We start from the raw sequence: 26,158 nt of genomic DNA, 5'->3' as shown, positions 1-26,158 counted from the left end.
TGAGTATTTATTCCCCTACTGTCCAAGGCCTATCGTGGTGGCGCAGCGAATCGCTGCGCCTGGCGAGGCATTCGCCTGTTCAGACACGACTTTTAAAGACATGGGAAGGACTGTGAAATACCCGCTGAAAAATCAATCGATCTCCGAATTGCTCGGCGAAGACTTTTACTTTCCGCACGAAATCATTGGCCAGGCGTTCCGCGCTGCGGACTTTGAAGAGCTGAAAATCAGCAGCTTCACCACAGGCGACGGAGTGAGCCTGGCGTACTGGGAAGCCGGAAGCGGTCAGCCGTTGATCTTCATTCCCGGCTGGTCGGCGAACGGCGCGATGTATTTCCACCTTATGCAAATCCTCAGCAAGCACTATCACGTCTACGTGCTTGATGTTCGCAACCAAGGGCTTTCGGAGAAAACCGAAAAGGGTAATCGCATCTCGCGTTACGCCATGGACGTGAAGGAATTTGCGCAGCATCTGGATCTGCCCCAAGCGCACTATTGTGGTTGGTCCATGGGGGCCTCGATCATGTGGGCTTATATTGATCTTTTCGGCACACAAGGCATCCGTACCCTTAGCATCATTGACCAGGCCCCCTCAATCTACTGCCACGCTGACTGGACGGAACAGCAGCGACTGGAGGCCGGAGCATTCACCACATCGCCGGAACGCATGATCGCGTCCTACGTCAACATGACGCCCACCAACCAGTTGATTTCTGGCAGTCGGGTTGTCGAGCGGGCGATGGCGCTCGACTCCCCTTATTTTCACAATGTGATTAGCCTGGTACAGGTTGTGGTGAAGGACGACATGGCGTTCACTGGCCTGGTACTTTTCGATCACGCTACCAACGATTGGCGCGATGTCATTGAAACCAAAATAGACGTGCCTACGGCGATCTTTACCGGCGAATACAGTGACTGGCTGGAAAGCCAGCGATGGATGCACGCCGTGATCCCGGACTCGGTTCTGCATGTCTACAGCAAGGCGGACCAGGGCGATCACTTCCTGGCATTCAAGCACCCGGAAAAGTTTGCGGCAGATTTGCACAGCTTCTTGCAACGGTCGTAATTGATACAGGCTCCTTTTGCCCGGCTGAATGCTCCCCCTTGTTGTCAGCCGGGATTTTTTGCTGAACCTGTTCTAGCGCTCCCATTGCGGGTGAGCGAAACGCTCAGCCAGAAAGTTGATCAACACGCGGACTTTGGTCGCCAGATGCTTGCGCGTGGGATAGACCACATAGATGCCCAATTCCACCGATTGATACGCTGGCAGAATCTCAACCAGATCCCCTTTGCGCAGGTCATCGGCCACCATGAAACTGGGCTGCAAGGCAATGCCACCACCTGCCAGCGCGATGCTGCGACAGGTATCACCATTGTTGCAGCGCACACTCGAGCGCGTACGCACAGTCTCGCTTCCATGAGGCCCTTCGAACTGCCACTCATTGCCGCTGGCAAAGTTGGTATAGGCGATCACGCCATGCTCAGTCAGGTCAGACAGCGAGCGAATCTCAGGGTGATTGGCCAGGTACTGGGGCGAGGCACACAAGCACATTCGCGTACCCGCCAGACGTCGCCCCACCAGAGAAGAACTTTCCATCCGCGCAATGCGAACGGCGGCATCAAAGCCCTCCTCCACCAGATCCACCAACCGGTCATTCAGGCTGATATCCAGTTCAACGTTGGGGTACACCTTCATGAAGTCTGCCCACACCGGAGCCAAGTGCAGCACCCCGAAACTGACCGGCGCATTGATCCGCAGTACACCGCTCGGCTCGGGCGCCGACGACGAAACCGCCTCTTCCGCTTGATCCATGAGCGTCAGTACATCGCGTGCCTGGTGATAGAACTGACGCCCTTCCTCCGTCAATGAAAGCTTGCGTGTGGTGCGATGCAGCAGTCGCACGCCCAGGCGTTCTTCAAGCCCACTGACGTAACGCGAAATAGCCGCCTTCGACATCTCCAATGGCTCGGCTGCGCCGACGAAGCTGCCTTTATCCACCACCGTGCAGAACACCTGCATCTCTAACGCCCTGTCCATCACTGTCTCACTAAGTGGAACTATTAATCACATTTCGCCTTATTTATCTCATTTTTACAACCTATAAACTGAGCCCATCGAAACGAACATCAACGGAGATGAAGTCACTATGAAAATTACAGTCGTGGGTACCGGCAACATGGGTTCGGCGTTCACCAAGCAATTGTCCGCCGCCGGACACATCGTTCGAGTCACTGGCCGTGACATGGGAAAGGCCAAGGCACTGGCTGCTCAGGTTGAAAATGCACAGGCTTACCCGGCAGCAGAGGCTCTGGGCGACAGCGATGTCGTGGTAATTGCCACCGCCTACCCCGATGCCGTAGCAGCGCTGCAAAGCCTGGGCGATCTGATTGGCAAAGTGATCATCGACATCACCAACCCCCTGAGCGCCGACTACATGTCGCTGACCATCGGTCACGAGACAAGCGCCGGCGAAGAAATCGCCAAAGCAGTGCCTCAAGCGCACGTCGTCAAAGCCTTTAACACCTTGTTCGCTCAAGTACTCGCCGATGGTCCGACGTTCGCGGATAACCAGAAAGGCAGCGTGTTCGTCGCCAGCGACAGTGAGCGTGCCAAACAAACCGCTATCACCCTCGCCTACAGCCTGGGCTGGAACGCGGTGAACACCGGTGGACTGATCAACGCACGTTACCTGGAGCCACTCGCCGGCCTGAATATCTACCTCGGCTACGGCGCCGGTCTGGGCACCTCGATTGCCCCGGTCTGGCTGAACAAGTAATCACATTGGAGCTTTCACCATGAACACCTCGTTCCCCCTGCTGTTTGTGTCTCATGGTGCTCCGCTGTTTGCCATCGAGCCCGGTCTGGCTGGTCCGCGTCTGGCCGAGCTCGGTCGCGAACTGCCGCGACCTGATGCCATTGTCATCCTGTCTCCGCACTGGATGACCCGTGGTGAAGTCAATGTCACGGCGAGCACCGCCCCGCAAACCATTCACGACTTCGGCGGTTTTCCCGACGAGTTGTATCAATTGCGCTACCCGGCACCGGGTGCTCCGATCCTGGCTGCCCACATCGTCAAACTGCTGCAGGCAGCAGGCTGGACCTCCCGACTCGATCACCAGCGCGGGCTGGACCATGGGGCGTGGGTGCCGCTGATGTACTTGGCGCCCGATGCCGACATTCCCGTGGTTCAGGTGTCGATGCCCGCGCGGCTCGATACCCATCAGGCCTGGAAACTCGGTGAGGCGCTCAAACCACTGCGTGACATGAATGTGCTGATCGTAGCGTCCGGCAGCCTGACTCATAACTTGTACGAGTTTCGTGGAGCGACCCGCGAGGGTGCGGATTACGTGAAGGCGTTCGCGGCCTGGACCGCGCAAACACTGCGTGCCGGGCAAACCGATCAACTCCTGGATTACCGGCAACAGGCGCCCTCTGCCGAGCGCGCTCACCCGACAGATGAGCACTTTTTGCCGTTGCTGATCGCTCTGGGTGCCGCCGGCGAACGTTATGACACCCGCGTGCTGGAAGGCGGCGTGTCCTACGGGGTGCTGGCGATGGACAGTTACCTGTTTTCCTCGAAAAACGAAGATGGATCTGAATCCACTCCTCTCAATCAAGGCGTTACCAACCATGCGTGATACGACTTTTTCCGAAGCGGCCCGCGAGCCGCAATCGGGCCTCTTTTTCCGCAAGGGCTGCAGCGTTGCAGCGCCCAAGGGCCGACTGATTCTGCTGCATGGCGTGGGCTCGAATGAAGCCAACCTTGCGTCTATGGCTCAATCGCTACCCGAAGGTCTGGAAGTGATTTTGCTGCGCGCTCCCCTGCAGGTCGGGCCTCAGGGCTTCGCCTGGTATCAGGTGAACTTCACCAGTAATGGCCCTTCGTTCAATCAAGAGCAAGCAGAAGCCAGCCGGCATCTGCTGCACACCTTTATAGACGCACTGCCCCAGTTGCCGACGGTCATCGCAGGCTTCAGTCAGGGCGGCATCATGAGCGCGAGTCTGGGCGTGACCGAGCCTGAACTGGTGCAAGGTTTTGCGATTCTCAGCGGCCGAATGCTGCGCGAGATAGCAACGAAGGTCGCCTCGCCTGAGCGTCTCAAGTCAGTGTCGGCATTCATCGCCCACGGTCACCACGACGGCGTGTTGCCGGTGGACTGGGCCAAGGAAGCTGACGCTTGGCTGGATCGAATCGGCGTCGTCCACGAAACCCATTTCTACGAAATGGCCCACGAGATCGTCGCTGAAGAACTGGCTGACTTCTCGACATGGCTGACCCAAACGCTGTCACTGATTCATTAAACAAAAAGGAGCTACACCATGATTGACTCTCGCACCGCCCCCTACGCTGCATTTGTGATGCGCCTCGCCCTGGGCATCATGTTTATCGCTCACGGCCTGACCAAAGTGTTTGTTTTCACGCCCGCAGGTACCGCAGGTTTTTTTGAATCCATCGGTTTTCCGGGCTTTCTCGCTTACCCGGTCATGGCATTTGAAGTGATCGGCGGCTTGATGTTGGTATTGGGTGTTTACGCACGCTGGGTGGCCGCCTTGGCGGTGGTTCAGCTGTTCGTCGCCGCAACCGTCCACTTCGGCAACGGCTGGAGTTTCACCAATGCCAACGGCGGCTGGGAATACCCGATCTATTTGTCCGTGACGGCATTGGTTGTTGCACTGCTGGGTGACGGCGCCTTTGCCGCGAAGGCATCCCGCACAGCGTAACTCTCTGCGTAGTACTTGAATGCCGATGCACTGGAGCAATCCAGTGCATCGGCATTTTGCGTTGTGGTCAACGGTGGTACATCACGCCAGTCGCTCAGTCATGAAGCTGACGAACGCTTTTATTTTCGGCAAAGGGTGGCGACTGGATGGCCAAAGAATGCTGAACGTACGGTGATCGCTCATGTAGCGATCCAGAAGCGCAACCAATCTTTCATCGGTGATGGCATCTTCGACAAAAAAATCCGGCAGGCACGCGATTCCCAATCCAGCCTCAGCCATCGCCATGAGCGGCTCTATCGCATTGGCGGTTGCCGACTGCCCGGGTTCATAGCTGTCCTGACCCTTTTTTGTCAGTAGTGGCCAAGGGTCGAGTTTGCCACTGGTTGGATACCGGTAACGCAGGCAGGAATGGCCGGCGAGATCTGACGGCCGTGCAGGCGTACCACGGGTTTTGAGGTAGTCAGGCGATGCAACGAGCCGATGGCTGTAGCCATTGAGCTTGCGCATTGTCAGGCGCGAGTCTTCGACCTCACCGATACGCATCACCGCATCAAAACCCTCCTCGATGACGTTGACCAGCCGATCACTGAATTCAAGCTCCAGCTCCACGTCGGGATAGGCCTGCTGAAACGCAATCAAGTGAGGCATCAAACGCATGCCCAACTGGGGCAAGCCCAGACGCAATTTGCCCTGGGGTTTACCAGCAGCCTCGGTGATCTCCCGTTTGGCGACCTCATATTCCGCAAAAATACGGTGACAGCGCTCAAGGAACACACTGCCCTCGGAGGTCAGCGTTATCGCCCGTGTGGAGCGGTGAAACAACCTCACGCCGATTTCTTCCTCCAAACGTGCCACGGCCTTGCTGACCGCCGATGAAGAAACGCCAATCCTCCGTCCAGCCTCGGTAAAGCTGCGCGTTTGCGCGGCCTGAACGAACGCGCCGAGCGCTCCAAAATGGTCCATGACGACTCCGATCTATTTGAGCGTTTTATTCATAAATGTTCGGAACTGCATCCTGTTTTTCTTTCACATCATACAACCTATAGTCACCGAAATTGTGGCTTCACCCCAAGGCGTATCGCCTCGCGAAGCCTCTGCCATCCTGGATTACAGAAGAGCCCTCGAAAATCATGTCCTCTCGCTATACGAGTGCGCCGGAACTGCAACAGCACCGCGGTTATGCGCGGGTTTTTCAGCCCGGTCATCTGACGTTTGGCTTCATCGCCCCCTTGGAAAGTTACCCCGACAGTCCGGGTCCGACTCTGCAGGATCATGCGCAGTTGGCTCGCCGGGTCGATGAGGCTGGTTTTTCCGCGATCTGGCTTCGCGATGTACCATTCTATGACCCGAACTTCGGTGATGTGGGGCAGATTCTTGACCCTCTGGTGTACGCCGGATTCCTTGCTGGCGTGACCCGTAATATCACCATCGGTACCGCGGGCATCGTTCTCCCTTTGCGCGATCCATTGATCGTTGCCAAACAGGCTGCGAGCATCGATCAGTTGCTAGGGGGACGATTTATCCTCGGCCTGGCCACCGGCGACCGTCCGGTGGAATACCCTGCTTTCGGGCTTGATTTCAACAATCGCGCCGAGCGTTTCCGTGATGCGCTGGCGATCATCCGCGCTGCAACCGAAACCCACTGGCCAGTGCATGCCTCTAAGTTTTATGGCCAGTTGAACGGTGATATCGACCTCATTCCCAAGCCTGTCAGCCCACGTATGCCGACCATTATTGTGGGTCAGGCCGGCCAGTCGCTGGAGTGGATTGGCGAAAACACCGACGGCATTCTCTCGTATATCTCCAATCCGATCCTGATTCCGCAAATCATCGAACGCTGGCGCACGGTTTGTGGCCAGGGGATTTACAAGCCCTACGGCTACGGCACCCTGTTTGATCTGGACCGCGACCCGAACTTTCCACTGCAGGCGGGTCGGGTGCTGCGTGCCGGTCGCAACGCATTGATCGAGCATTGGAAGCGTCAACAGGATCAGGGCGTCGGTCACGTTGCCCTGCACTTCAAACCTCAGCGACGTCACGCCTCGGAAGTCATCGATGAGCTGGGCGAATACCTTCTCCCACACTTCCCCAGTGCATCACTCCCGGTCGAACCCTCACCCATGCAGGCCCGCTCATGAATCGCCCTCTTCATCACATGGATTTCATCTTTCAGACCGCATTGGGCACTTACCCGTTGGCAGCACAGTGCGAAATGCTCGCCGAACTCGGCTACCAAGGCATGACGATGTCTGCCTGGAGTAAAGACTTGCAGTCGATTGCCCAGGTCAAACCCACTTGGGGCCTGGACGTAGGTGCCGTCTACCTGATCTATCGCCTAGGTCTGGAATCGTTTGTAACCAAGATCTTCGAAACCATTGAGGGCTGCACCACGATTGAGCTAGCCCTGCATTCGGGCGACGAAGTCACCGACGCTGACCGCAGAATCCTTGAGCACCTGCTGCCGATCTGCGAGCGTCGAGGCCTTGAGATCAATCTTTATCCCCACGCGCGCTACGGCATGCAGACAACCGCCGAAGCCGCGGCACTGTGCGAAGAGTTCAACCACCCGCTACTCAATATCGTTTTCAACGGTTATCACTGGTATGCGATGCAGGAGCAGGCTCTTGAACAGCGTCTTGATGCGGTTTGGCCCTGGCTGAAACAGGTCAATATTGCCGGCACCCGGCGCTCGCCACTGGGATGGGGTGGCCTGGCGACCATCGAACCGCTCGATGAAGGGGAAATGGACAACTTCGTGTTGTTGGGCGCCCTCGAACGTCGTGGTTTCGACGGACGCTTTGGCGTTCTGGGCTGGGAGAGTATGGGCGGTGACGTCTATGGCAACCTGCGCCGTTCGGTCACTGCGTTTCGCTCCATGGAGCACCGGTTGGCGGTCCATCCCGAATGGTCCGTTCTGACCGACTCACCGCGCTGAGCCCAGGAGATAAACATGGCTCATCGTATCCATGCACTCGATTCATTTTTCTACTCATCAATGGGCGTTTACGCCTTTCAAACGCAATGCGAAATGTTGGCCGAACTGGGTTATGACGGCATCACCGTCGCGGCCTGGGGAGGTACACCGCTGACCGATCTCACTTTATTACCTCGTGTCAGGGAAACCCACGGCTTGCACGTCGAGGGGCTTTATCTGGTGCTGCACGAGGGGCGTAACGACATTCTGATACGACGCATCGTTGAAACCGTCGAAGGTGTCGAACTCATCGAGCTGGCGATACAAACCAGCGTCAATGGTGCTCAAGCCATTCTCGGGTTCATCGAGTCGCTGCTGCCCATTGCCGAGCAGCGTGGACTGCGAATCGCGTTGTATCCCCATCTGCATCATGTGACCCAGACCACCGAACAAGTCGTGCAGATCTGCGAACTGTTTACTCACCCGCGCCTGGGTGCCTCGTTCAACGGTTATCACTGGTACTCCAGCCAGGAGGGAGCGCTTGAAGCACGCCTCTTGGCAATGAAACCATGGCTTATGCAAGTGGTGACGTCCGGTAGCGCGCTTTCACAACTGGGCTGGGGCGGCGTGGCCACGATGGAACCGGTCGATCGTGGCGAGATGGACAACTTCGCGTTGATTGCCGCGCTGAATCGCGCTGGCTACACCGGCAGCATTGGCGTGCTCGGCTGGGATTATGGTGGCGACATCTACCTGAAACTCCAGCGATGCCTCGCAACGCTGCGTGATATTGATCGACGCCTTGAAGCCCATCCGCAATGGGCGAACTTCCCATTGAAGCAAGACCGCATTTCCTTGTGAACCCGAATTGAAATGGAGCCTGCAATGACAGCCCTCTCTGTACTGGATCTGATGATGATTGGCGAAGGCAAAACCTTCGCTGACACCCTTGATGATGCGGTTGCGCTGGCGCAACACGTGGAAGCTCACGGTTATAAACGCTACTGGATCGCCGAGCATCACGACCTGCCGGGTATCGCATCCTCGGCGACTACCCTGCTGATTCAGCATCTGGCGGCAGCAACACGCACCCTGCGCGTAGGCTCTGGCGGGATCATGCTGCCTAACCACTCGCCCCTCGTAGTTGCGGAGCAGTTCGGTACGTTGGAAACGTTATTTGCGGGGCGTATCGATCTGGGCATTGGCAGAGCGCCTGGATCAGCCGGGCCAGCAATCCGCGCCTTGCGCGGCGACGCCTCCGAACGCGACTTCACGCAAGACCTGCGACAAGTGCAGGACTATCTGGCGGACAACGGCAAACAGCCGGTGCGGGCAATCCCGGGGCACCACGACACCCCGCTCTGGTTGCTGGGCTCAAGTATCAACAGTGCTGACCTCGCGGCAAAACTGGGGCTGCCATACGCATTCGCTTCGCATTTTGCCCCGCGTTTTTTGATGGAAGCGATTACCCATTACCGCAGTACGTTCCGCCCCTCGGCCGTTCTAAGCAGCCCGTATGTTATCGCTGGTGCAAATGTCTTCGCGGCCCCTTCCCGGGCCGAGGCTGACTACATCGCCAGCTCACATCGACAGTGGGTCTGCAATTTATACGCAGGCAAGGCGGGCCCATTACCCCGTCCGGATGAAGGCTACATGGAACGAATCTCCGCCTATGATCGACAGAATCTCGCCCAAGCCATGTCTTGCACTGCAGTGGGTGACGTGGACGATGTTGGCAGTTGGTTGCGTCAGTTCATCGCTACCACTCAGGCGGATGAAGTGATCATCGATGCGAGGATTTATGACCCCGCGGCACGTTGCCGCTCGTATCAGATTGCCGCCGAATCCATTGCCGACCTGCTCGACTGATGCCAGTCGGATGTCGTGTCCACTGTCTGTGCAGGCCTCGACATGAGGCTTGTCAGCGCTATGAAATCGAGGATCAGACATGTTCAATGCTGATCAGCAAGCGATGCTCGCTGCGCCTTCCCCTTCCCCTCAAATGATCCTGCACGCGATCGCACACCCGCTGAGACGAAAGATACTCGGCTGGCTGAAAGACGCGATTCGGTATTTCCCTCAGCAAGCCTACGGTCGCGAATTCGGCGTGTGCGCTGGCCAGATTGCGCTGCGTTGCGGGCTGGCACAATCGACGGTGTCCCAGCACTTGTCACTGCTCAAGAAGGCCGAATTGATCGAGGAACACAGAGTCGGTTCTGTACATTTTTTTACGCGAAACGAGGTCACGCTTCAGCACTTTACTCATCAGCTGACTTTCCTGCTGGCCAACCCGCTGAGTGCGGTAAATCACCAGACGGATTGAGCATTTCCCCGTGAGCCGTCAGCGCTCGGCTGATTAGAAACAAATCGACCGTAGTCACCAAACAGAACGGGCGTGTTTGTTTTTCTGATGAACGCCTAAGCTTTCCGCTAACCCGATTCCCGTAATTGACGCCCTCGGCCGGTTACTCCATCGCAGTACAAATGGTGCTGATGGAGACGCTCCGCCTGCTTTCGCCACGCTTGGCGAAAACTCATCGATGAAGACGCTCACCGCTGGGTACTGAGCTCAAGTAATCACTTGCATGCCTTTTCGATCCAGACCAACGCCTCGGCCTGAAAGTATTACCACTTGGAGATAAAGCTTTATGAAATCCCGTGCTGCAGTTGCATTTGAACCCGGCAAGCCGCTTCAAATTGTCGAGATAGACGTTGCGCCGCCACGCGCTGGCGAAGTGCTGATCAAGATTACCGACACCGGTGTGTGCCATACCGATGCCTTCACGCTGTCGGGTGATGATCCAGAGGGACTGTTCCCTGTTGTGTTGGGGCACGAAGGTGCGGGCGTGGTCGTTGAGGTCGGTGAAGGCGTTACCAGCCTCAAGCCCGGCGATCATGTTATTCCACTGTATACCGCCGAATGTGGCGAGTGCCTGTTCTGCAAGTCTGGCAAAACCAATCTGTGCGTCGCCGTCCGTGAAACACAAGGCAAAGGCCTGATGCCGGATGGCACCACCCGGTTTTCCTACAATGGTCAGCCGCTCTACCACTACATGGGTTGCTCGACGTTCAGCGAGTACACCGTAGTGGCTGAAGTCTCCGTCGCGAAGATCAATCCGCAGGCCAACCATGAGCATGTATGCCTGCTTGGCTGCGGTGTCACCACCGGCATTGGTGCAGTGCACAACACAGCCAAGGTGCAACCGGGAGACACCGTCGCGGTATTCGGACTCGGAGGTATCGGGCTCGCCGTGATTCAAGGCGCGCGTCAGGCCAAAGCCGGACGCATCATTGCCGTCGACACCAACCCTGGCAAATTTGAGCTCGCCCGGTCTTTCGGCGCCACTGACTGCATCAACCCTAAGGATCACGATAAGCCTATCCAGCAAGTCATCATCGAAGCGACCGGATGGGGTGTCGACCACTCGTTCGAATGCATCGGTAACGTGCATGTCATGCGCGCCGCGCTGGAAAGTGCGCACCGTGGCTGGGGCCAATCGATCGTCATCGGTGTAGCAGGTGCCGGGCAGGAAATTTCGACCCGCCCGTTCCAGCTCGTCACCGGGCGTACCTGGAAAGGCTCTGCTTTCGGCGGCGTCAAAGGTCGCACTCAGCTGCCAAAAATGGTTGAGGACGCGATGAAAGGTGAAATCGAGCTCGCGCCTTTTGTGACGCACACCATGCCGTTGGAGCGCATCAATGAAGCGTTCGACCTGATGCATGAAGGCAAATCGATCCGTACTGTCATCAAGTACTGAAGTAAGGCTCAGGGCCGCAAGGCCCTGTCGCCTTCCCATGCTCGTTATCGATCTGGAGATACCTTGTGACCGAGATAAAACTTCATCCTTCCCTGGATAGTGGTCTATCCCCTGCCGCCACGAACTTTGCCGGAGGCACGCTGCAATGCCTGTGCCCAACCGATAAAGTCGAAATTGCCATCGATGCTCAGACACTTCATAACCACGCTTGTGGTTGCAGTAAATGCTGGAAACCGGAGGGTGCCAAATTCGCCGTGATCGCGGTCGTGCCACGGGCGAATGTCAGCGTCACCGCAAACGCGGAGAAGCTCGCCATCGTTGACGATACTGCGGTTATTCAGCGCCATGCCTGCAAGGCGTGTCATGCACACCTGTACGGACGTATCGAGAACAAGGATCACGCGTTTTATGGTCTGGACTTCGTTCATACCGAATTGTCCCCGCAAACGGGTTGGTCTGCTCCCGGGTTCGCCGCCTTCGTTTCGTCCATTATCGAGACCGGCACGCCACCCGAGGAAATGAAGGCCATCCGCGCACGTCTACGCTCGATAGGCCTCGAACCTTACGACTGCTTGTCCCCTGACTTGATGGACGTATTGGCGACGCAAGTCGCGAAATTGAAAGGCACCGCCAAGTCCAACTGACGCGCCCGCTAAACACCCGAACAGACATCGTCAGGCAGATGAATGATGCGCCTGTCCGGGTGTTTTTTGCAGTGTCTTTTTACCCCTCGCATCACTCACGGTTGCGTTCGCTAATCGCACGACATCGCCTGCTCGGGCACCCTCCTTTACTCATTGTTTGGCACGCTACTCATATCGCTGCAGGCGCCGCCAGCCCTGCGGTTCGCTTGCTGATTGATCTGTTCAATCAAGATGAATAACAGGAGAACGACTTGATCAACAAAACCTTTGAATCCATCGCGGCAGCGCTGGACGGGATAGCCGATGGTTCGACCATCATGGTCGGTGGTTTTGGTACCGCCGGCATGCCATCCGAGCTTGTGGATGGTGTCATCGCCTCAGGCGCCCGCGAGCTGACCATCATCAGTAACAATGCCGGTAACGGTGAAATCGGTCTTGCCGCCTTACTCAAGGCTGGGCGGGTTGCCAAGGTCATCTGTTCGTTTCCACGCCAATCCGATTCCTATGTATTCGACGAACTCTATCTGGCCGGAAAGGTACAGCTTGAAGTCGTCCCGCAAGGCAATCTGGCCGAGCGTATCCGCGCGGCCGGTTCTGGAATCGGGGCGTTCTATTCGCCAACCGGCTACGGCACGTTGCTGGCCGAAGGCAAGGAGACCCGGGTGATCGACGGTCGCAATTACGTGCTGGAGATGCCGCTGCACGCCGATGTGGCACTGATCAAGGCAGAGAAAGGAGACCGCTGGGGCAACCTCACCTATCGCAAGGCTGCACGCAATTTTGGGCCGATCATGGCCATGGCAGCGACGACCGCCATCGCTCAGGTCAACCAGATCGTCGAGTTGGGCGAGCTGGACCCCGAGCACATTGTCACACCGGGGATCTTCGTTCAGCGCGTGGTCGCCGTGCCGCTCGCCCGTCTTGCTAAAACCAACGTCAATTGAGGTTCGCCATGACAGCTATGAATAAACTTTCGCGTAGCGAAATGGCCCAGCGTGTGGCCGACGATATTCTTGAAGGCTCTTATGTGAATCTCGGCATCGGTGTGCCGACGCTGGTGGCCAATTATCTGGGTGACAAGGAAGTGTTCCTGCACAGTGAAAACGGTGTGTTGGGCATGGGCCCGAGTCCTGCGCCGGGCGAGGAAGACGATGATCTGATCAATGCCGGCAAACAACACGTGACGCTGCTGGCCGGTGGTGCCTACTTTCATCACGCCGACTCCTTTTCGATGATGCGCGGTGGGCATATCGATATTGCCGTACTGGGTGCTTTTCAGGTTTCGGTCAATGGTGATCTGGCCAACTGGCACACCGGTGCTGAGGGTTCGATTCCGGCAGTGGGCGGCGCCATGGACCTCGCGACTGGCGCACGCCAAGTGTTCGTCATGATGGATCACCTGACCAAGACAGGCGAAAGCAAGTTGGTGCCGCAATGCACCTACCCGCTGACTGGCATTGGCTGCGTGACGCGGATTTATACCGACCTGGCCATCCTCGACGTGACCCCCGAGGGCTTAAAAGTCAGGGAGATTCTGGCCGATATCAGCTTTGAAGATCTGCAATCGCTCGGTGGCGTGCCGCTGATCAAGTGACAGGGCTTCAACCCTGCGCCGGACAGCGTTATGCACTGTCCGGCGACTGATACTCACGCTTGACCTCCACACCGCTGTAACCAGTCACTGAAAATATAGTTGAATAATTCAACTATATCTCTATACTTCAGCCATACGACTGGAGCCCGCCATGTATTCCGACTTTCTGAATTTCAAGCTTGATTTGGCCAGTGCCCTGCTGATGGAACGGGCGAATGCCGTCTACCTTCAGCACTGGGATCTGGATGTCCGTGGATTGCGGGTTCTGCGCTTGATTCAGGCGTGCCCTGATATCACCCCAAAGGAGGTGTCAGCTCGGGCCTTGCTGGAAAAGACGCTCCTCTCCAAGACGCTGGCACTGCTCGAATCGCGTGATCTCATATCGCGCTCCCCTCACCCGGTCGACCGCCGCAGTGTTGGATTGCGTACCACTGCCGCGGGCTCGCAGATCGCTGACGACTCCACTGTCGTCGGCTCCGAACTTGAAGATCAACTGGTGTCTGCGCTCTCGCCCAAAGAGCGCGCGGCACTGGATAGTCTGCTTTCAAAACTGATGGAAAGCCTGCTTCCGCCTTCCTGACACCACCTCTCTCCCCTCTTTTTGCTGCCCTCTTTTACATAAGGAGTACCCCATGTCGTCCCTGAAAAAGTTGATTCCGGATCTTGATGCCTTGTTGCCTGAACTGGAGGACGTCTACAAAGACTTGCACCGTCATCCTGAACTATCGATGTACGAGTATCGCACCGCGAAAATCGCCGCCGATTATCTGGTGCGTTATGGGTATGAGGTGACGCGCGAAATCGGCGTGACCGGTGTTGTCGGTGTGTTGCGTAACGGTGATGGTCCGGTGGTCATGCTGCGCGCTGACATGGACGCATTGCCCATGGCCGAGGCTACAGGCCTGCCCTATGCGAGCGATGTGGTCACCCGCGACGAAGACGGTGTAGAAGTTTCCGTTTGCCACTCTTGCGGGCACGACATGCATGTTACTTGGCTGATGGGTGTGGCTCGGGTGCTATCCGAACATCGCAGTACCTGGAGCGGAACGCTTCTGGCTGTATTCCAGCCGGGCGAGGAAGTGGGTGTCGGCGCGCAGAGCATGATCGACGACGGCATGCTCGATCGCTTCCCCAAGCCGGACATCATTCTGGGTCAGCATGTCATGGTGGGGGCAGCCGGCACTGTGGGTCACCGCAGCGGCACGATCCTTTCGGCCGGTGACAGCCTGAAAATCAAGATGTTCGGGCGCGGAGCTCATGGCTCTCAGCCACAGACGTCGGTTGACCCGGTGATCATGGCGGCATCCACCGTGCTGCGCCTGCAGACCATTGTCTCGAGAGAAGTCTCCCCGCTCGATCAGGCCGTGCTGACGGTCGGTTCGCTGCAAGCGGGCACCAAGGAAAACATCATCCCGGACAATGCCACGTTGAAACTCAACATGCGCACCTACGACGAAGACGTACGCGAGCACATGCTGGGCGCGATCAAACGCATCTGCTGCGCTGAATGCTCGGCCTCCAATGCGCCGCGCGATCCCGAGATCACCACCATCAACCGCTATCCGTTGACGGTCAATGATGCGCACGCTTCGAGCCGATTGGCGGATGCGTTTGGCGCCTGGTTTGGCGACAGAGCGTATGAAACGGCACCGGCCGCTGCGAGTGAGGATTTCAGTGTATTCGGCCGTGCGTGGAAGGTGCCCTACGTGTTCTGGTTCGTGGGTTGCACAGACCCGCAGATCTACGAACAGGCCAAAGCCACGGGAAAAATCAACAGCATCCCGAGCAATCACTCGCCGCAGTTCGCACCTTTGCTGGACCCGACATTGCGCACAGGGCTCGAATCGATGCTTTGCGCAGCGTTCGCCTGGTTCGGCAACGCTGAGTAACCAGGCATGGACACCCACCTGATCTACACCGTCATCGATCTGCTCGGCACGTTTGCATTTGGCGTGAGCGGTGCCATTGCCGCACGGCAGCAGCGCCTTGATCTGTTTGGCATTGCGACCATCACGTTCATCGTTGCCTGTGGTGGCGGGATTCTGCGGGATCTGTGTCTCGGCACACTGCCGCCGGCCGGGCTGTCGAGTTGGCGCTATCTGATCGTGTCGCTGATAGCTTCAGCGTGGGTGGTGTGTGCTTACCCGATGGTTTGCCGAATGAAATCCCCTGTGCAACTGTTCGATTCCATTGGCCTGGGACTGTTTGCAGTGGCCGGCGCGAAAAAGGCACTGGCCGTCCACGCCGGTGCTGAGGTCGCGATATTACTGGGGATGGTTAGCGCCGTCGGTGGCGGCGTGCTCAGGGATATTCTGCTGTCACGCGTGCCCAGCATTCTGCAGCGGGAAATCTACGCGTCTGCCGCGTTGGCTGGCGCAGGAGTAGAGGTTTTGCTGAGTTACAACGGCGCCGATTCCGTGATGGCCTCGTGGCTGACCGCAGCAGGATGCACCCTGCTGCGGCTGGCGTCATTGCACTACCGTTGGCGGTTGCCCTCCACCGACGATGAAGCTGGCAATCATCCGGACAGCGCTCATTAGGCTCGGCGCGAACCGGGCCCGATGATTATTCACTGGGTTGTAGCCGGATTTCTTCGTGCGACTGTACCGTTCGACGCTTGAGAAATATCAGGATAGCCGCTGCACCAATGACGCCCGGAACGGCAAATACCAGGAAACTGGCCTGCAGTGGCAAGCTTGATCCGTGTAATACACCGCAAAGCACGGGCCCGATGATTGCCCCTATGCGGCCTATCCCCATCGCCCACCCCAAACCGGTGGAACGGACATGTGGCGGGTAATATTGAACGGCGCAGGCGTTCGCCAGAATCTGAGTGCCGATTGTGCAGGCCGGCAATCGCAATGAGCAAGTAGAGCATCATCAAGGGAGCCTTCACGGCCAACAGACTTAAGGACAATGCTCCGCAGGCGAAGAAAAACAACAGCACTTTGGCGATGCCGACTCGATCACCCAGCCATCCGCCACCGATGGCGCCTACGATAGCTCCCGTGTTGAGCACAAACAGAAACGCCAGGCTTGAATTGAGCCCGTATCCAGCGCTGCTCATGATCTTGGGCAACCAGGAACTCAATGCGTAAACCATTAACAGGCAGCAGAAAAACGCTACCCACAAAGCGAGCGTACTGATCGTTCGCCCATCACGAAACAGTTCTCCCATCGAGGCTTTCGTTCCCTGCGAAACGTTATGAATCAGTAGGTCATCGGGTTCAGGCGCATAGGCAGGCGTCGCCTTGGCGAGCAAAAGTCTGGCCCGTTCGAGTTGCCCGCTGCGCAGAAGAAAATCCATTGACTCTGGCAGTTGCTTGATCAGCAACGGCGTCAGCAACAATGGAATCAATGCGACATAGAACACCGCTTGCCATCCCCACAAGGGTATGAAGATCATGCCTAGTCCTGCCGAAAGCATCCCGCCCAGCGAGTAGCCACTGAACATGATGGCGACCAGCGTACTGCGTGATTTACGAGGCGCGTACTCATTCATCAGGGCAACGACATTCGGCATGACCCCACCAATTCCCAACCCGGCGATGAAGCGACATAGCGCAAAGGTTTCGGGCGTGGAGGCAAAGCCGTTCAGCGCCGTTACTCCGCTGAACAGCAACACACACATCATGATGGTTTTGCGTCGGCCAATCCTGTCCGAGAGCGAACCGAAAAAAAGTGCGCCCAGCATCATCCCGACGAGTGCACAACTACCGAGTGCGCCAGCCTGCAGCGCAGTCAGATCCCACTCGGCCATCAAGGACGGCAGCACGACACCGTAGATCACCAGGTCGTAGCCATCAAAGATGATGATCAACGCGCACCAGAACAACACTCGCGCATGAAAGGCATTGAAACGGGCCCCGTCGATCAGGGCTGAAGCATCGATTTTACGCATGGCATCGCTCGTTTTTTGTTGTTGTTCAGTCATCGCCTGACACACCTGAAACCGATGTGAGAACTGGTGGTGTCGACGGATTGTGGCGATCGAGCTGGCGCACGGTAGCGCTGGCAATAGTTGGGTGCACACAGGTGTGATCCGCCTTTGAGCACCTTCATCCCCGCCGACATCTTCTTCGCGCTTGAGCAACATGACTTTTGGGGAGCCTCATGGGTGGGCTGGAAGACCGAAGTCGTCCACTCCCAGACATTGCCGATCATGTCGAACAGGCCGAATCCATTGCCGGGAAAGGTTTTTACCGGAGACGTACCGGCGAAGCCGTCGGCTTCGAGATTCTCGTGGGGAAAGGCGCCCTGCCAGGTGTTTGCCTGATACTGGCCATCGGGCACCAACTCATGCCCCCAAACGTACTCGCTTGCCTGCTGCCCGCCCCAGGCGGCGTATTCCCACTCCTGCTCAGTCGGCAGGTCGCACCCCGCCCATTGGGCATAAGCCATGGCATCTTCGAGCCCGACGTGCACCACCGGATGATTGTCCATATTGCGTAGATTCGAACCGGGTCCCTGCGGATGAGACCAGTCAGCTCCCGGAACCAACGACCACCAGCGGCTCACATCATCCAGAAGCACAGGGCTGGTTGGCGGTATGAATACCAGCGACGCGGGTTGAAGCTGCGCCGGCGGCACACCGGGGTAGTCTTCAGGTCTCAGGGGCCGTTCGGCCTGCGTGACATAACCGGTGCATGCGATGAATTCGGCAAACATGACATTGGTGACCGGCGTGTCTTGAATCTCAAAACCCTCGACCTGCTCCCAATGGGCTGGTGCTTCTTCCGGGTAATGACGATCCGACCCCATCAGAAACGCCCCGCCCTTCAGCCGGCGCCAGTTGGCAAGTCTGACAACGGCGTGATCCTCTTCGCAGCGCGCATCAATCGACTGTTTCATAGTGCTTGATCTCGTTGCCGAAACGGATTTTCGTCGCGAGTTGTTCATCCCATGTAATACCGTTACGCGCTTGGCACTCTTGCCATTGATTCAGCAAGGTTCGGGTAATCTGAGGATTCTGATCCGCGAGATCTGCGCGCTCGGTCGGGTCCTTGCGAATGTCGAAGAGTTCCCATTTGCCCGGCCCCCATGGCGTATTGCTGAAGGTCATTTTCCATTTGCCTTGCAGCAGTGAGACTCGACCGAACAATTCGGTGCACTGCATCTGATCTTCCGGGTGAATGGCAGGGCTGCCCGCTTTTAGAAAGCTCAGTGCAGACGTCCCCTGCATTTTCTCAACGCTGGTATCGCGCGTTGATGGGTGTTCGACACGAGCCAGTTCCAGGAACGTGGGAGCAAGGTCTTTCACACTCATATAAGCGTCTGAAACTTCCCCTTGTCGCATACCCGGCCCGGCGATGAACGCTGCGGTACGAATGCCGCCTTCATAGGTAAAAGCCTTGTACATCCTGAAGGGCGTCGAGCTGACACGCGCCCAGTTTGGACCGTATCCACTGAATGATCCCGGCTTGCCAATATTGTCCAGTGAGTTGTCAAAGTTTTCGGCAATCCACTTCGCGTTGTTCGGCGTGACGTCCTCCGGATTACTGCCTTCTGCGCCGTTGTCGGAAAAGAACACGAACACCGTGTTGTCATACTGCCCGGTATCTTTGAGGTGCTTGACCAACTTGCCGACGTTGTCGTCCAGATTAGTGATCATTGCCGCATAAACTTCCATTCGTCGCGACTCTAACGCCCTCTCGCGGGGTGACAGCTTTTCCCAGGTTGGCCATACGTCGGGGCCGGGATTGATCTGTACATCCTGTGCGACGAGTCCTTTGTCCTTCATCCGTTTCAGGCGTGCTTCGGCGATGTTTGCATAGCCTTTGTCGTAGAGGCCGCGATAGCGCTCGAGGTACGCCGTTGGTACCTGCAGTGGCCAGTGCGGTGCGGTGTACGCCAGATAGGCGAAGAACGGCTTGTCGGTAGCCGCTCCAATCTGCTCAATGGCCGAGCGCGTGAAGTAATCCGACGAATAATCGAAGTTTTTCGGGAGGTCGATATTTTCCCCATTCAATCGATAACTCGCCTTGGGATTCCTGTCGGTGGTGCCCCCTTGCGTGAAATGGTCGGCAGAGCCCTCGAGAAGCGCAAAGGACTGGTCAAAACCTCGCGCTTTTGGCCCCAGTTCCGGCGTTTTTCCAAGGTGCCATTTACCCACCATCATCGTGCGATAACCGTTGGCCTGAAGCAGCTTCGGAAAGGCCACAACGCGATCGGTCAGATAGCCCTCGTAACCGCGTTTGCCTGCCTGCTCGGGAAGTACCAGTTCGGCCATGGTGCCAACACCGGCGATGTGATTGTCGGTGCCGCTCATGAGCATTGAGCGCGTCGGTGAGCATGTCGGGGCCGTGTGGTAATTGCTGAACGTCACCCCTGCCTTCGCAATGGCGTCCAGGTTGGATGTCTGAATTTCACTGCCAAACGCACTCAGATCCGAATAGCCCATATCATCGGCCACGATCAGCACGATGTTCGGGCGACTGTCTTTTTCTATCGAGGCTGCATGGCTGTAGGGTTGCGAAAGCAGGCTCATGCCTCCTGCCAGGGCAACGGCACAGATCATCGATGGTTTACGTTTAACGAACATTGCGGACTCCGTTGTTATTGTTCAGCAGGCAAAGAATCGCCAAAGGATCAGAAAACGAACTGGGTGTAGATACCGAAGTAGTCAGTGTCTTTACCGCCGATATCCTCCAGGGCCGCCCCGGCCTGGACATGGGTATACATGGCGTGAACGGTCGTGAACCGGTTCACCCGCCAGTCAACGATGAAGTTGGTATTGGTTGCGACGTGCCGCGCATTTCCCTGGTTCGGCGCGTAGGGAGCAGCGGTCGGAAGGTAATAGATGCCGTCCTTGGTGCTTTCACGCATCAGGACATCGACGTTCGCTTCGAGCTTCACGTCCTGGGTCAATTTGAGCGATGCCACGGGGGCGACGTTGACCATGTTGGTCGCGGTAAACCAATTGGCATCGGTGTACACCAGACCTGATGCAAGCGCTGGCGCAACGAAGTCTCCGAGGGTGTTGTCGTTCGGATCGTCGTCGCCGCTGAACGCGTTTGCTCGAAACCCCAAGCGAGGCGTTAGCGGTACATCTTTGAAGGTGTAACCCGCCTGCGTCATCAGTCCCCAGGCGCGGATGTCCTGGCCGCCGCTGTTGCCACCCTGCACCACGGCTTCAATGTCGTAATCCCAAGGCGTGGATTGGCGATAAAACCGTACGCCATAACTGTTGCGCCGCTCATTGCCGGCGACACTGGTGTAGACCGCATTGTCGCGACCGAAGGTATAAGCGAAAACATCAATATTGCTGTCCAGAGGGCTCCAGACTGCCGTGCCGTATAACCCGGAAAAATCCTGATGTTTATCGCGCTGGTCATCGAACTTGAGCGGATCGATCTGCGTCGGATTGACCGAGAACAGCTCCCAGCGGGTCTTGCCCGGGGTTTGCCAGCCCAGCTTCACGCCGTCATAGGTGTAGCGGACGTTGGCCCCCTCGCGAAGTCCGGCAAGGCGCACACTGCCCATAGGCATCACGAAACGTCCGCCCAGAACGTTGAAGACTCCATAGGAATCATCTCCCATGGAATATTCGACGAACATTTGCTGCAGATCGGTCTTGTCGCGATTGAATCGACTCACCCGCTCGGAGAAAAACTCGCGGTTATCACCCAGCTCGGTAAATACCCGCAGACCATTACTCAAATTGAGATCTGCGCTGAGTCTCAGACGCTGTTGCAGCATACTGTTTGGATTGGCTTTCCCGCCCACACCCAGCAAGGCATGTTGATAGTCCTGATACTGGTATCTGACTTCGCCACCGATCGCGAGATAGTCCCGTGCATCACCGGACAAGGGAATGTAGCGGATAGAACCTAACGGATCGTTGCGACGGATTTTTTCATCGGCGAGGTACAGTGGGTTGTCGGCCCACGCAATCGTGCTGACGGGCGGCAACTTCAATTGTGTTGCTTCTTGCGCCATGGCAAGTGATACGCCACACAAAAGAGACGAGCACAACAAGGGCTTGGAATAACTGTTCATAGGTAGCCTTTCTTATTTTTATTATTACTTTTGCAGGCTGCGAATTCCCTTCAATGCCTTTCACATCATTGTGTGCATCTGGAAAAAAGTAAGGTGGCGACTTGCGTGGAGTCGCCACCCTTCCCTTGCGTCAGTCCTGAAGCACGCGCGGGCGCAAGCTTCGCTGCTCTTGCGTTACGGCCTCAGCCGGTTGCAATTGGAAGTCGAAAGACAGCTCGGCGAAACGCCCTTCTACACCACGTTTGGCACTCGATTGAGCGTCATCAATGAAGCACACTTCACCGATCAAGCCTTCTCGCGTGGCGTAGGCGAAGTCGTCCCACAGATACTTTTCGCCTGACAGATTGATTTGAGTGGTCAGGTGGCGGTAACCGGGTGCTGAAATGAAATAGTGAATATGCGCAGGACGCTGACCGTGGCGACCCAACTGATTCAGGCATTCCTGAGTCGGGCCCTGAGGATCGCAGCCATACCCGGACGGGACGATACTGCGCGCACGATAGCGGCCGTCGGCATCCGTAACGATGCGCCGACGCAAGTTGTACGCCGATTGGGATTTATCGAAGTAGGAGTAGTTGCCTTTGGTATTGGCCTGCCACAAGTCAACGATAGCGCCCGCGACAGGCTGGCCTTGCAGGTCGACGACCTGGCCTTCGATGAACAGCGTTGTGGCGACGCCCTCTTCACTGCCATCGTCCATACGCGCTTCGCCTTCACACAGCGGAGCACCGGCGACATACAGCGGGCCTTCGATGGTGCGAGGCGTGCCGCCGGTGTGGCCAGCCTGTTCATCGCGGGCATCGTTGAGCAAGTCGAGGAAGTGCTCAAGGCCAAGGCCGGCCATGAGCAGAGCGGCTTCACCGCGACCGCCCAGGCGATTCAGGTAGTCGATTGCGCTCCAGAATTCGTCATCGGTAATCTGCAGGTCTTCGATCAAACGCGCACTGTCTTGCAATACACGCAGCAGGATCTGTTTGACTCGCACGTTGCCTTGATCATTGTCCAAACCAGCAGCTTGTTTGAAAAATGCCTGGATCTCATCAGAGCTGGAAATTCTGACTGTCATGATTATGTTCCCATCTTTTTATTATGTTCAAAGTCGTAAAGAGCAACGCTTAACGATCGTCTGCGTGGATCGATGAAGGATGGCGGCAGAGCCCGGTCACTTCGATATCCATGTACGGGAACAGCGGCAATTGCATGAGCGTGTCATGCAAAGCCTCAACGCTTTCGACGTCAAAAACGCTGAAGTTGGCGTAGTGACCAGCGATACGCCACAGGTGCCGCCATTTGCCTTCAGTCTGTAAACGCTGCGCCAGTTCCTTTTCATCGGCTTTCAAACGCGCGGCTTTCTGTGGGTCCATGTCCACGGGAAGCTTCACCGTCATTTTTACGTGGAAGAGCATCTTTCTTATCTCCTGATAACAAGGTTTAGCGGCGACGGAAGCGGGCCAGGCGATCTTCATCGAGCGTCAGCCCCAGACCTGGTGTGGTCGGAACATGCAAGTGAAAGTCGCGGTAGACCGGCGCTTCGGTGACAATTTCTTCGGTCAGCAGCAGCGGCCCGAACAGTTCGGTTTGCCACTGCAATTGCTCAAGCGTGATGAATGCATGGGCCGATGCCAGCGTGCCGACGGCGCCTTCGAGCATCGTGCCGCCATACAGCGCAATGCCTGCCGCCTGGGCGATATGGGCGGTGCGCAGGACAGCGCGAGGGCCACCGTTCTTGGCGATCTTGAGGGCGAAAATACTCGCCGCGCCATCGGCGGCGAGGCTGAAAGCATCCTCGACACATTCAATGGATTCGTCGGCCATGATTGGCGCCGGGCTGCGCTGGTTGAGACGAATCTGCCCGCCGCGATTGATCCGGGAGATGGGCTGCTCGATCAGGTCGATCCCGTTCTCTCCCAAGACCTGGCACCCCTTGATCGCTTGAGATTCGCTCCAGTATTGGTTCACGTCGACCCTGACACTGGCGCGGTCGCCAAGGGCTTTCTTGATCGCGACCACGTGAGCAAGATCTCGCTCCAGCGCGTTGGCGCCAATCTTCAGTTTGAAAATGCGGTGACGACGCAGCTCGAGCATCTGCTCGGCTTCCTGGATGTCTTTGGCGGTGTCACCACTGGCCAGCGTCCACGCCACTTCGAGTGCATCGCGAACGCGCCCGCCCAGGAGTTCGCTGACAGGCAGACCTAAACGCTTGCCTTGGGCGTCCAGCAATGCCGTTTCGACTGCGGACCGGGCAAACGTATTGCCTTTAATGGCCTTGTCCAGACGCTGCATCGCGGCATTGATGTTCTCGGCATCCTGGCCAATCAGCAACGGCGCGAAATAGCTGTCGAGGTTGGTCTTGATGCTCTCCGGACTCTCATTGCCGTAGGCCAGTCCACCGATAGTCGTCGCTTCGCCAATGCCCTCGATACCATCACTGCAAAGCAGGCGAAGAATGACCAGGGTTTGCCCCTGCATGGTATGCATGGCCAACTTGTGCGGGCGAATGGTGGGCAAGTCGACGATGATAGTCTCAAGGCGCTCGATCCGGGTTACGTTCATTTCTGGTTCCATTGTGCGCAGGTTCAGATGTGGGTCGTGATGCCTATGCATCGATACCCACGGAATCTTGTTTGATGTAACTTAGAATCCGCGCAACGCATCTACTGCGTCCAATATTCATTTTGTCTCTATCCATACCTCGGAGGTATCGTGGAACTCAGACATATCCGCTACTTCCAGGCGGTGGCCGAAACACTCAATTTCACCCGTGCCGCCGAGCGTCTGAATATCGCCCAGCCACCGCTGAGCCGGCAGATTCAGCAACTCGAAGAGCATTTATGTACAGCACTGCTGGAGCGCACACGTCCGGTGCAATTGACCGAAGCGGGCCGCTACTTCCATGAGCACAGCGGCATGCTGCTCAAGCAGTTTGAGCAGCTGTGCGAGAACACCCGACGCATTGGTGAGGGGCAGCGGCAATGGCTTGGTATAGGCTTCGCGCCGTCTACCCTTTACGCGCTGCTGCCTGAACTCATTCGAGAATTGCGCCGCGATTCAGACCTTGAGCTCGGTCTGCAGGAAATGACCACCCTTCAGCAAATCGAGGCACTGAAAAGCGGCCGTATCGACATAGGTTTTGGTCGTATTCATTTCGACGATGGCGTCATCCACCAGCAAGTGCTCTATGAAGATCCGCTGGTCGCGGTACTGCCGACCGGGCACCGTTTGCAGGGTGAAACCATCACCCTGGAGCGTCTGTCGCACGAGTCTTTCGTGCTGTACCCGGCCAACCCGAGACCCAGCTACGCCGATCATGTTCTGGCGTTGTTTGCGAATCACGGTATGGGCGTGCGGGTTTCTCAGTGGGCTAATGAGCTGCAGACCGCCCTGGGCCTAGTGGCGGCGGGACTGGGCATCACGCTGGTCCCCGCCTCTGTTCAGCAGCAACATCGTGCGGATCTCACCTACGCGCCTATTCAGGATTCCGAAGCGGTATCGCCGATCATTCTGAGTCGCCGGGCTGGCGACATCAGTCCAATGATTCAACGCTGTCTGGCAATCATTACGGCCATCAACCACTGAGTATCAGGGCGCCTGTTTGCCCTGGGCGTCAAGCGAAACGGGATCAACGAGTACTGCTGGCCAATCCCAAACCGCAGGGTGCCAGTAACTTCACGATTGCATCGGCGGTCCTGCGTATCACCGTGTCGTTTCGCCGATCAGGATGCATGGCCACCCAGATATCGAGATCGAGCATGGGCAGATCGCTTTCCAGTCTGATCAGCCGAGGATCCGGATCGCCGATGAAGCAAGGCAATCCCGCAACCGCGATGCCGGTGCACGCCGCGTCGTACTGCTGACTCAAGTCGGTCACTTCACAGGCCACGCGCCTGGAGCCGATGATTTCGTAGAGCCAACGTTTGTGGGCAAAGTCGAAGTCTGGATCGTTATAACCGACAAATTCCCAGGCGTGCTCGTCATGGATGTTGTAATAGTCAGGCGCGGCATAGAGACCAAATTTCATGACCCCGACTTTGCGGACGATGTCCGTGTCCTCGATCGGCGATGCAAGCCGCAGTGCCAGATCAGCCTCAAGCCTAGACAGTGAAACAACATGGGAGTCGCTAAGAATCGAGAGTTGCACTGGCGGATCCAGGCGACACAGCATTGCCACATTCGGCGTCAGCAAGTGCCTCGACAGGATAGGCGGCGCCGAGATCGTTACCTTCGAACGCACGGTAGAGCTGGCAGTCAGGCACTTGCGCTCTATTGCGAACGCTCTTGAGTCGATTTCGACGAGATCGTCCAATAACTGCTGCCCGATAGCCGTCAACGGTGATTCACGCGTGAGCCTGTCAACAAGCCGAACATTGAGTTCGGCCTCCAACGCAGCGAGCCGGCGACTGACGGTTGCCTGATTGACACGCAAAGTCCTGGCAGCCCCTGAAAGACTTCCGGCCCGTGCGATCGCCAAGAAATAACGTAGATCTTCCCAGTTCATAAGCCATGCAGATATGCATTGATAGTGTGCGA

The 26,158-nt window shown here is 57.0% G+C and carries 27 protein-coding genes and 1 pseudogene; 18 read left to right on the top strand and 10 right to left on the bottom strand.

Going from position 1 to position 26,158, the window contains the following annotated elements:
* Positions 1–112 precede the first annotated feature (112 nt).
* Entirely contained in the window at positions 113–1,066 is a 954-nt protein-coding gene (locus BFQ04_RS27805) for an alpha/beta fold hydrolase (protein ID WP_139111978.1), read from the top strand.
* A 72-nt stretch (positions 1,067–1,138) separates the two neighbouring features.
* Here the strand turns inward: BFQ04_RS27805 and BFQ04_RS27800 are convergent, their stop codons facing one another.
* A complete protein-coding gene (locus BFQ04_RS27800; protein ID WP_065953533.1) occupies positions 1,139–2,038 on the bottom strand; it encodes a LysR family transcriptional regulator in 900 nt (299 codons plus the stop codon).
* A 109-nt stretch (positions 2,039–2,147) separates the two neighbouring features.
* Between BFQ04_RS27800 and BFQ04_RS27795 the strand changes: the two genes are divergently transcribed.
* The 4 genes from BFQ04_RS27795 to BFQ04_RS27780 are packed head-to-tail and all read left to right on the top strand — an operon-like array spanning position 2,148 to position 4,723.
* Positions 2,148–2,777, top strand: coding sequence for an NADPH-dependent F420 reductase (locus tag BFQ04_RS27795; RefSeq protein WP_065953532.1), 630 nt, complete (start codon positions 2,148–2,150; stop codon positions 2,775–2,777).
* 19 nt (positions 2,778–2,796) lie between these two features.
* Positions 2,797–3,639 carry a DODA-type extradiol aromatic ring-opening family dioxygenase gene (locus BFQ04_RS27790; RefSeq protein WP_065953531.1) on the top strand — a complete coding sequence of 281 codons (843 nt, stop codon included), beginning with the start codon at positions 2,797–2,799 and terminating at the stop codon, positions 3,637–3,639.
* Positions 3,632–4,303, top strand: a complete 672-nt coding sequence (locus tag BFQ04_RS27785) for an alpha/beta hydrolase (RefSeq protein ID WP_065953530.1) — start codon at positions 3,632–3,634, stop codon at positions 4,301–4,303. The genes BFQ04_RS27790 and BFQ04_RS27785 overlap by 8 nt, the downstream gene beginning before the upstream one ends.
* Positions 4,304–4,321: 18 nt before the next feature.
* Positions 4,322–4,723, top strand: coding sequence for a DoxX family protein (locus BFQ04_RS27780; RefSeq protein WP_007910319.1), 402 nt, complete (start codon positions 4,322–4,324; stop codon positions 4,721–4,723).
* 81 nt (positions 4,724–4,804) lie between these two features.
* Here the strand turns inward: BFQ04_RS27780 and BFQ04_RS27775 are convergent, their stop codons facing one another.
* Positions 4,805–5,686, bottom strand: coding sequence for a LysR family transcriptional regulator (locus tag BFQ04_RS27775; protein WP_065953529.1), 882 nt, complete (start codon positions 5,684–5,686; stop codon positions 4,805–4,807).
* 167 nt (positions 5,687–5,853) lie between these two features.
* Here BFQ04_RS27775 and BFQ04_RS27770 point away from each other — a divergent pair, with 167 nt between their 5' ends.
* The 12 genes from BFQ04_RS27770 to BFQ04_RS27715 all read left to right on the top strand — a co-directional run bounded on the left by BFQ04_RS27770 (position 5,854) and on the right by BFQ04_RS27715 (position 16,173).
* Positions 5,854–6,861, top strand: a complete 1,008-nt coding sequence (locus tag BFQ04_RS27770) for an LLM class oxidoreductase (protein WP_065953528.1) — start codon at positions 5,854–5,856, stop codon at positions 6,859–6,861.
* Positions 6,858–7,658, top strand: coding sequence for a TIM barrel protein (locus BFQ04_RS27765; RefSeq protein ID WP_065953527.1), 801 nt, complete (start codon positions 6,858–6,860; stop codon positions 7,656–7,658). Before BFQ04_RS27770 ends, BFQ04_RS27765 begins: the two co-directional genes overlap by 4 nt.
* A 15-nt stretch (positions 7,659–7,673) precedes the next feature.
* Complete coding sequence (locus BFQ04_RS27760) at positions 7,674–8,498, top strand: sugar phosphate isomerase/epimerase family protein (protein WP_065953526.1); 825 nt, start codon at positions 7,674–7,676, stop codon at positions 8,496–8,498.
* A 24-nt stretch (positions 8,499–8,522) separates the two neighbouring features.
* Positions 8,523–9,506, top strand: coding sequence for an LLM class flavin-dependent oxidoreductase (locus BFQ04_RS27755; RefSeq protein ID WP_065953525.1), 984 nt, complete (start codon positions 8,523–8,525; stop codon positions 9,504–9,506).
* 79 nt (positions 9,507–9,585) lie between these two features.
* Positions 9,586–9,960, top strand: coding sequence for an ArsR/SmtB family transcription factor (locus BFQ04_RS27750; protein WP_065953524.1), 375 nt, complete (start codon positions 9,586–9,588; stop codon positions 9,958–9,960).
* Positions 9,961–10,285: 325 nt separating this feature from the next.
* On the top strand, positions 10,286–11,395 hold the full coding sequence (locus BFQ04_RS27745) for an S-(hydroxymethyl)glutathione dehydrogenase/class III alcohol dehydrogenase (RefSeq protein WP_065953523.1): 1,110 nt from the start codon (positions 10,286–10,288) through the stop codon (positions 11,393–11,395).
* Positions 11,396–11,460: 65 nt separating this feature from the next.
* Positions 11,461–12,039, top strand: coding sequence for an S-(hydroxymethyl)glutathione synthase (gene gfa / locus BFQ04_RS27740; RefSeq protein ID WP_065953522.1), 579 nt, complete (start codon positions 11,461–11,463; stop codon positions 12,037–12,039).
* A 251-nt stretch (positions 12,040–12,290) separates the two neighbouring features.
* Complete coding sequence (locus BFQ04_RS27735; RefSeq protein WP_065953521.1) at positions 12,291–12,983, top strand: 3-oxoacid CoA-transferase subunit A; 693 nt, start codon at positions 12,291–12,293, stop codon at positions 12,981–12,983.
* 8 nt (positions 12,984–12,991) lie between these two features.
* Positions 12,992–13,633, top strand: coding sequence for a 3-oxoacid CoA-transferase subunit B (locus BFQ04_RS27730; protein WP_065953520.1), 642 nt, complete (start codon positions 12,992–12,994; stop codon positions 13,631–13,633).
* A 151-nt stretch (positions 13,634–13,784) separates the two neighbouring features.
* Positions 13,785–14,213 (top strand): MarR family winged helix-turn-helix transcriptional regulator, encoded by a 429-nt coding sequence (locus tag BFQ04_RS27725; protein ID WP_065953519.1) that lies wholly within the window; start codon positions 13,785–13,787, stop codon positions 14,211–14,213.
* A 52-nt stretch (positions 14,214–14,265) separates the two neighbouring features.
* Positions 14,266–15,522, top strand: coding sequence for a M20 family metallopeptidase (locus tag BFQ04_RS27720; protein WP_065953518.1), 1,257 nt, complete (start codon positions 14,266–14,268; stop codon positions 15,520–15,522).
* A 6-nt stretch (positions 15,523–15,528) separates the two neighbouring features.
* Complete coding sequence (locus BFQ04_RS27715) at positions 15,529–16,173, top strand: trimeric intracellular cation channel family protein (RefSeq protein WP_065953517.1); 645 nt, start codon at positions 15,529–15,531, stop codon at positions 16,171–16,173.
* A gap of 25 nt (positions 16,174–16,198) precedes the next feature.
* On the opposite strand, the pseudogene BFQ04_RS27710 reads toward BFQ04_RS27715, so the two are convergent.
* From BFQ04_RS27710 to BFQ04_RS27680, 7 genes and pseudogenes are all read right to left on the bottom strand, one after another.
* Positions 16,199–17,534, bottom strand: a pseudogene (locus BFQ04_RS27710) (MFS transporter).
* A 29-nt stretch (positions 17,535–17,563) separates the two neighbouring features.
* Entirely contained in the window at positions 17,564–18,484 is a 921-nt protein-coding gene (locus BFQ04_RS27705) for a formylglycine-generating enzyme family protein (RefSeq protein WP_065953516.1), read from the bottom strand.
* Positions 18,468–20,174, bottom strand: a complete 1,707-nt coding sequence (locus BFQ04_RS27700; RefSeq protein WP_083218083.1) for an arylsulfatase — start codon at positions 20,172–20,174, stop codon at positions 18,468–18,470. The genes BFQ04_RS27705 and BFQ04_RS27700 overlap by 17 nt, the downstream gene beginning before the upstream one ends.
* Before the next feature lie 47 nt (positions 20,175–20,221).
* On the bottom strand, positions 20,222–21,631 hold the full coding sequence (locus tag BFQ04_RS27695; RefSeq protein WP_065953514.1) for an alginate export family protein: 1,410 nt from the start codon (positions 21,629–21,631) through the stop codon (positions 20,222–20,224).
* A 130-nt stretch (positions 21,632–21,761) separates the two neighbouring features.
* Complete coding sequence (gene catA / locus BFQ04_RS27690; protein ID WP_065953513.1) at positions 21,762–22,697, bottom strand: catechol 1,2-dioxygenase; 936 nt, start codon at positions 22,695–22,697, stop codon at positions 21,762–21,764.
* A gap of 49 nt (positions 22,698–22,746) precedes the next feature.
* Positions 22,747–23,037, bottom strand: coding sequence for a muconolactone Delta-isomerase (gene catC, locus BFQ04_RS27685; protein ID WP_065953512.1), 291 nt, complete (start codon positions 23,035–23,037; stop codon positions 22,747–22,749).
* A gap of 25 nt (positions 23,038–23,062) precedes the next feature.
* Positions 23,063–24,184, bottom strand: a complete 1,122-nt coding sequence (locus BFQ04_RS27680; RefSeq protein WP_065953511.1) for a muconate cycloisomerase family protein — start codon at positions 24,182–24,184, stop codon at positions 23,063–23,065.
* Positions 24,185–24,334: 150 nt separating this feature from the next.
* Between BFQ04_RS27680 and BFQ04_RS27675 the strand changes: the two genes are divergently transcribed.
* Complete coding sequence (locus tag BFQ04_RS27675) at positions 24,335–25,207, top strand: LysR family transcriptional regulator (protein WP_065953510.1); 873 nt, start codon at positions 24,335–24,337, stop codon at positions 25,205–25,207.
* Between the two features lie 43 nt (positions 25,208–25,250).
* Here the strand turns inward: BFQ04_RS27675 and BFQ04_RS27670 are convergent, their stop codons facing one another.
* Positions 25,251–26,126 (bottom strand): LysR family transcriptional regulator, encoded by an 876-nt coding sequence (locus tag BFQ04_RS27670; RefSeq protein ID WP_007910381.1) that lies wholly within the window; start codon positions 26,124–26,126, stop codon positions 25,251–25,253.
* Between the last annotated feature and the right edge of the window lie 32 nt (positions 26,127–26,158).

Source organism: Pseudomonas sp. 37 R 15, assembly GCF_900004865.1.
Lineage (GTDB): Bacteria > Pseudomonadota > Gammaproteobacteria > Pseudomonadales > Pseudomonadaceae > Aquipseudomonas > Aquipseudomonas fluorescens_AM.
Note: the sequence above shows the minus strand (reverse complement) of the source record. Positions and strands in the feature narration are given on the sequence as shown.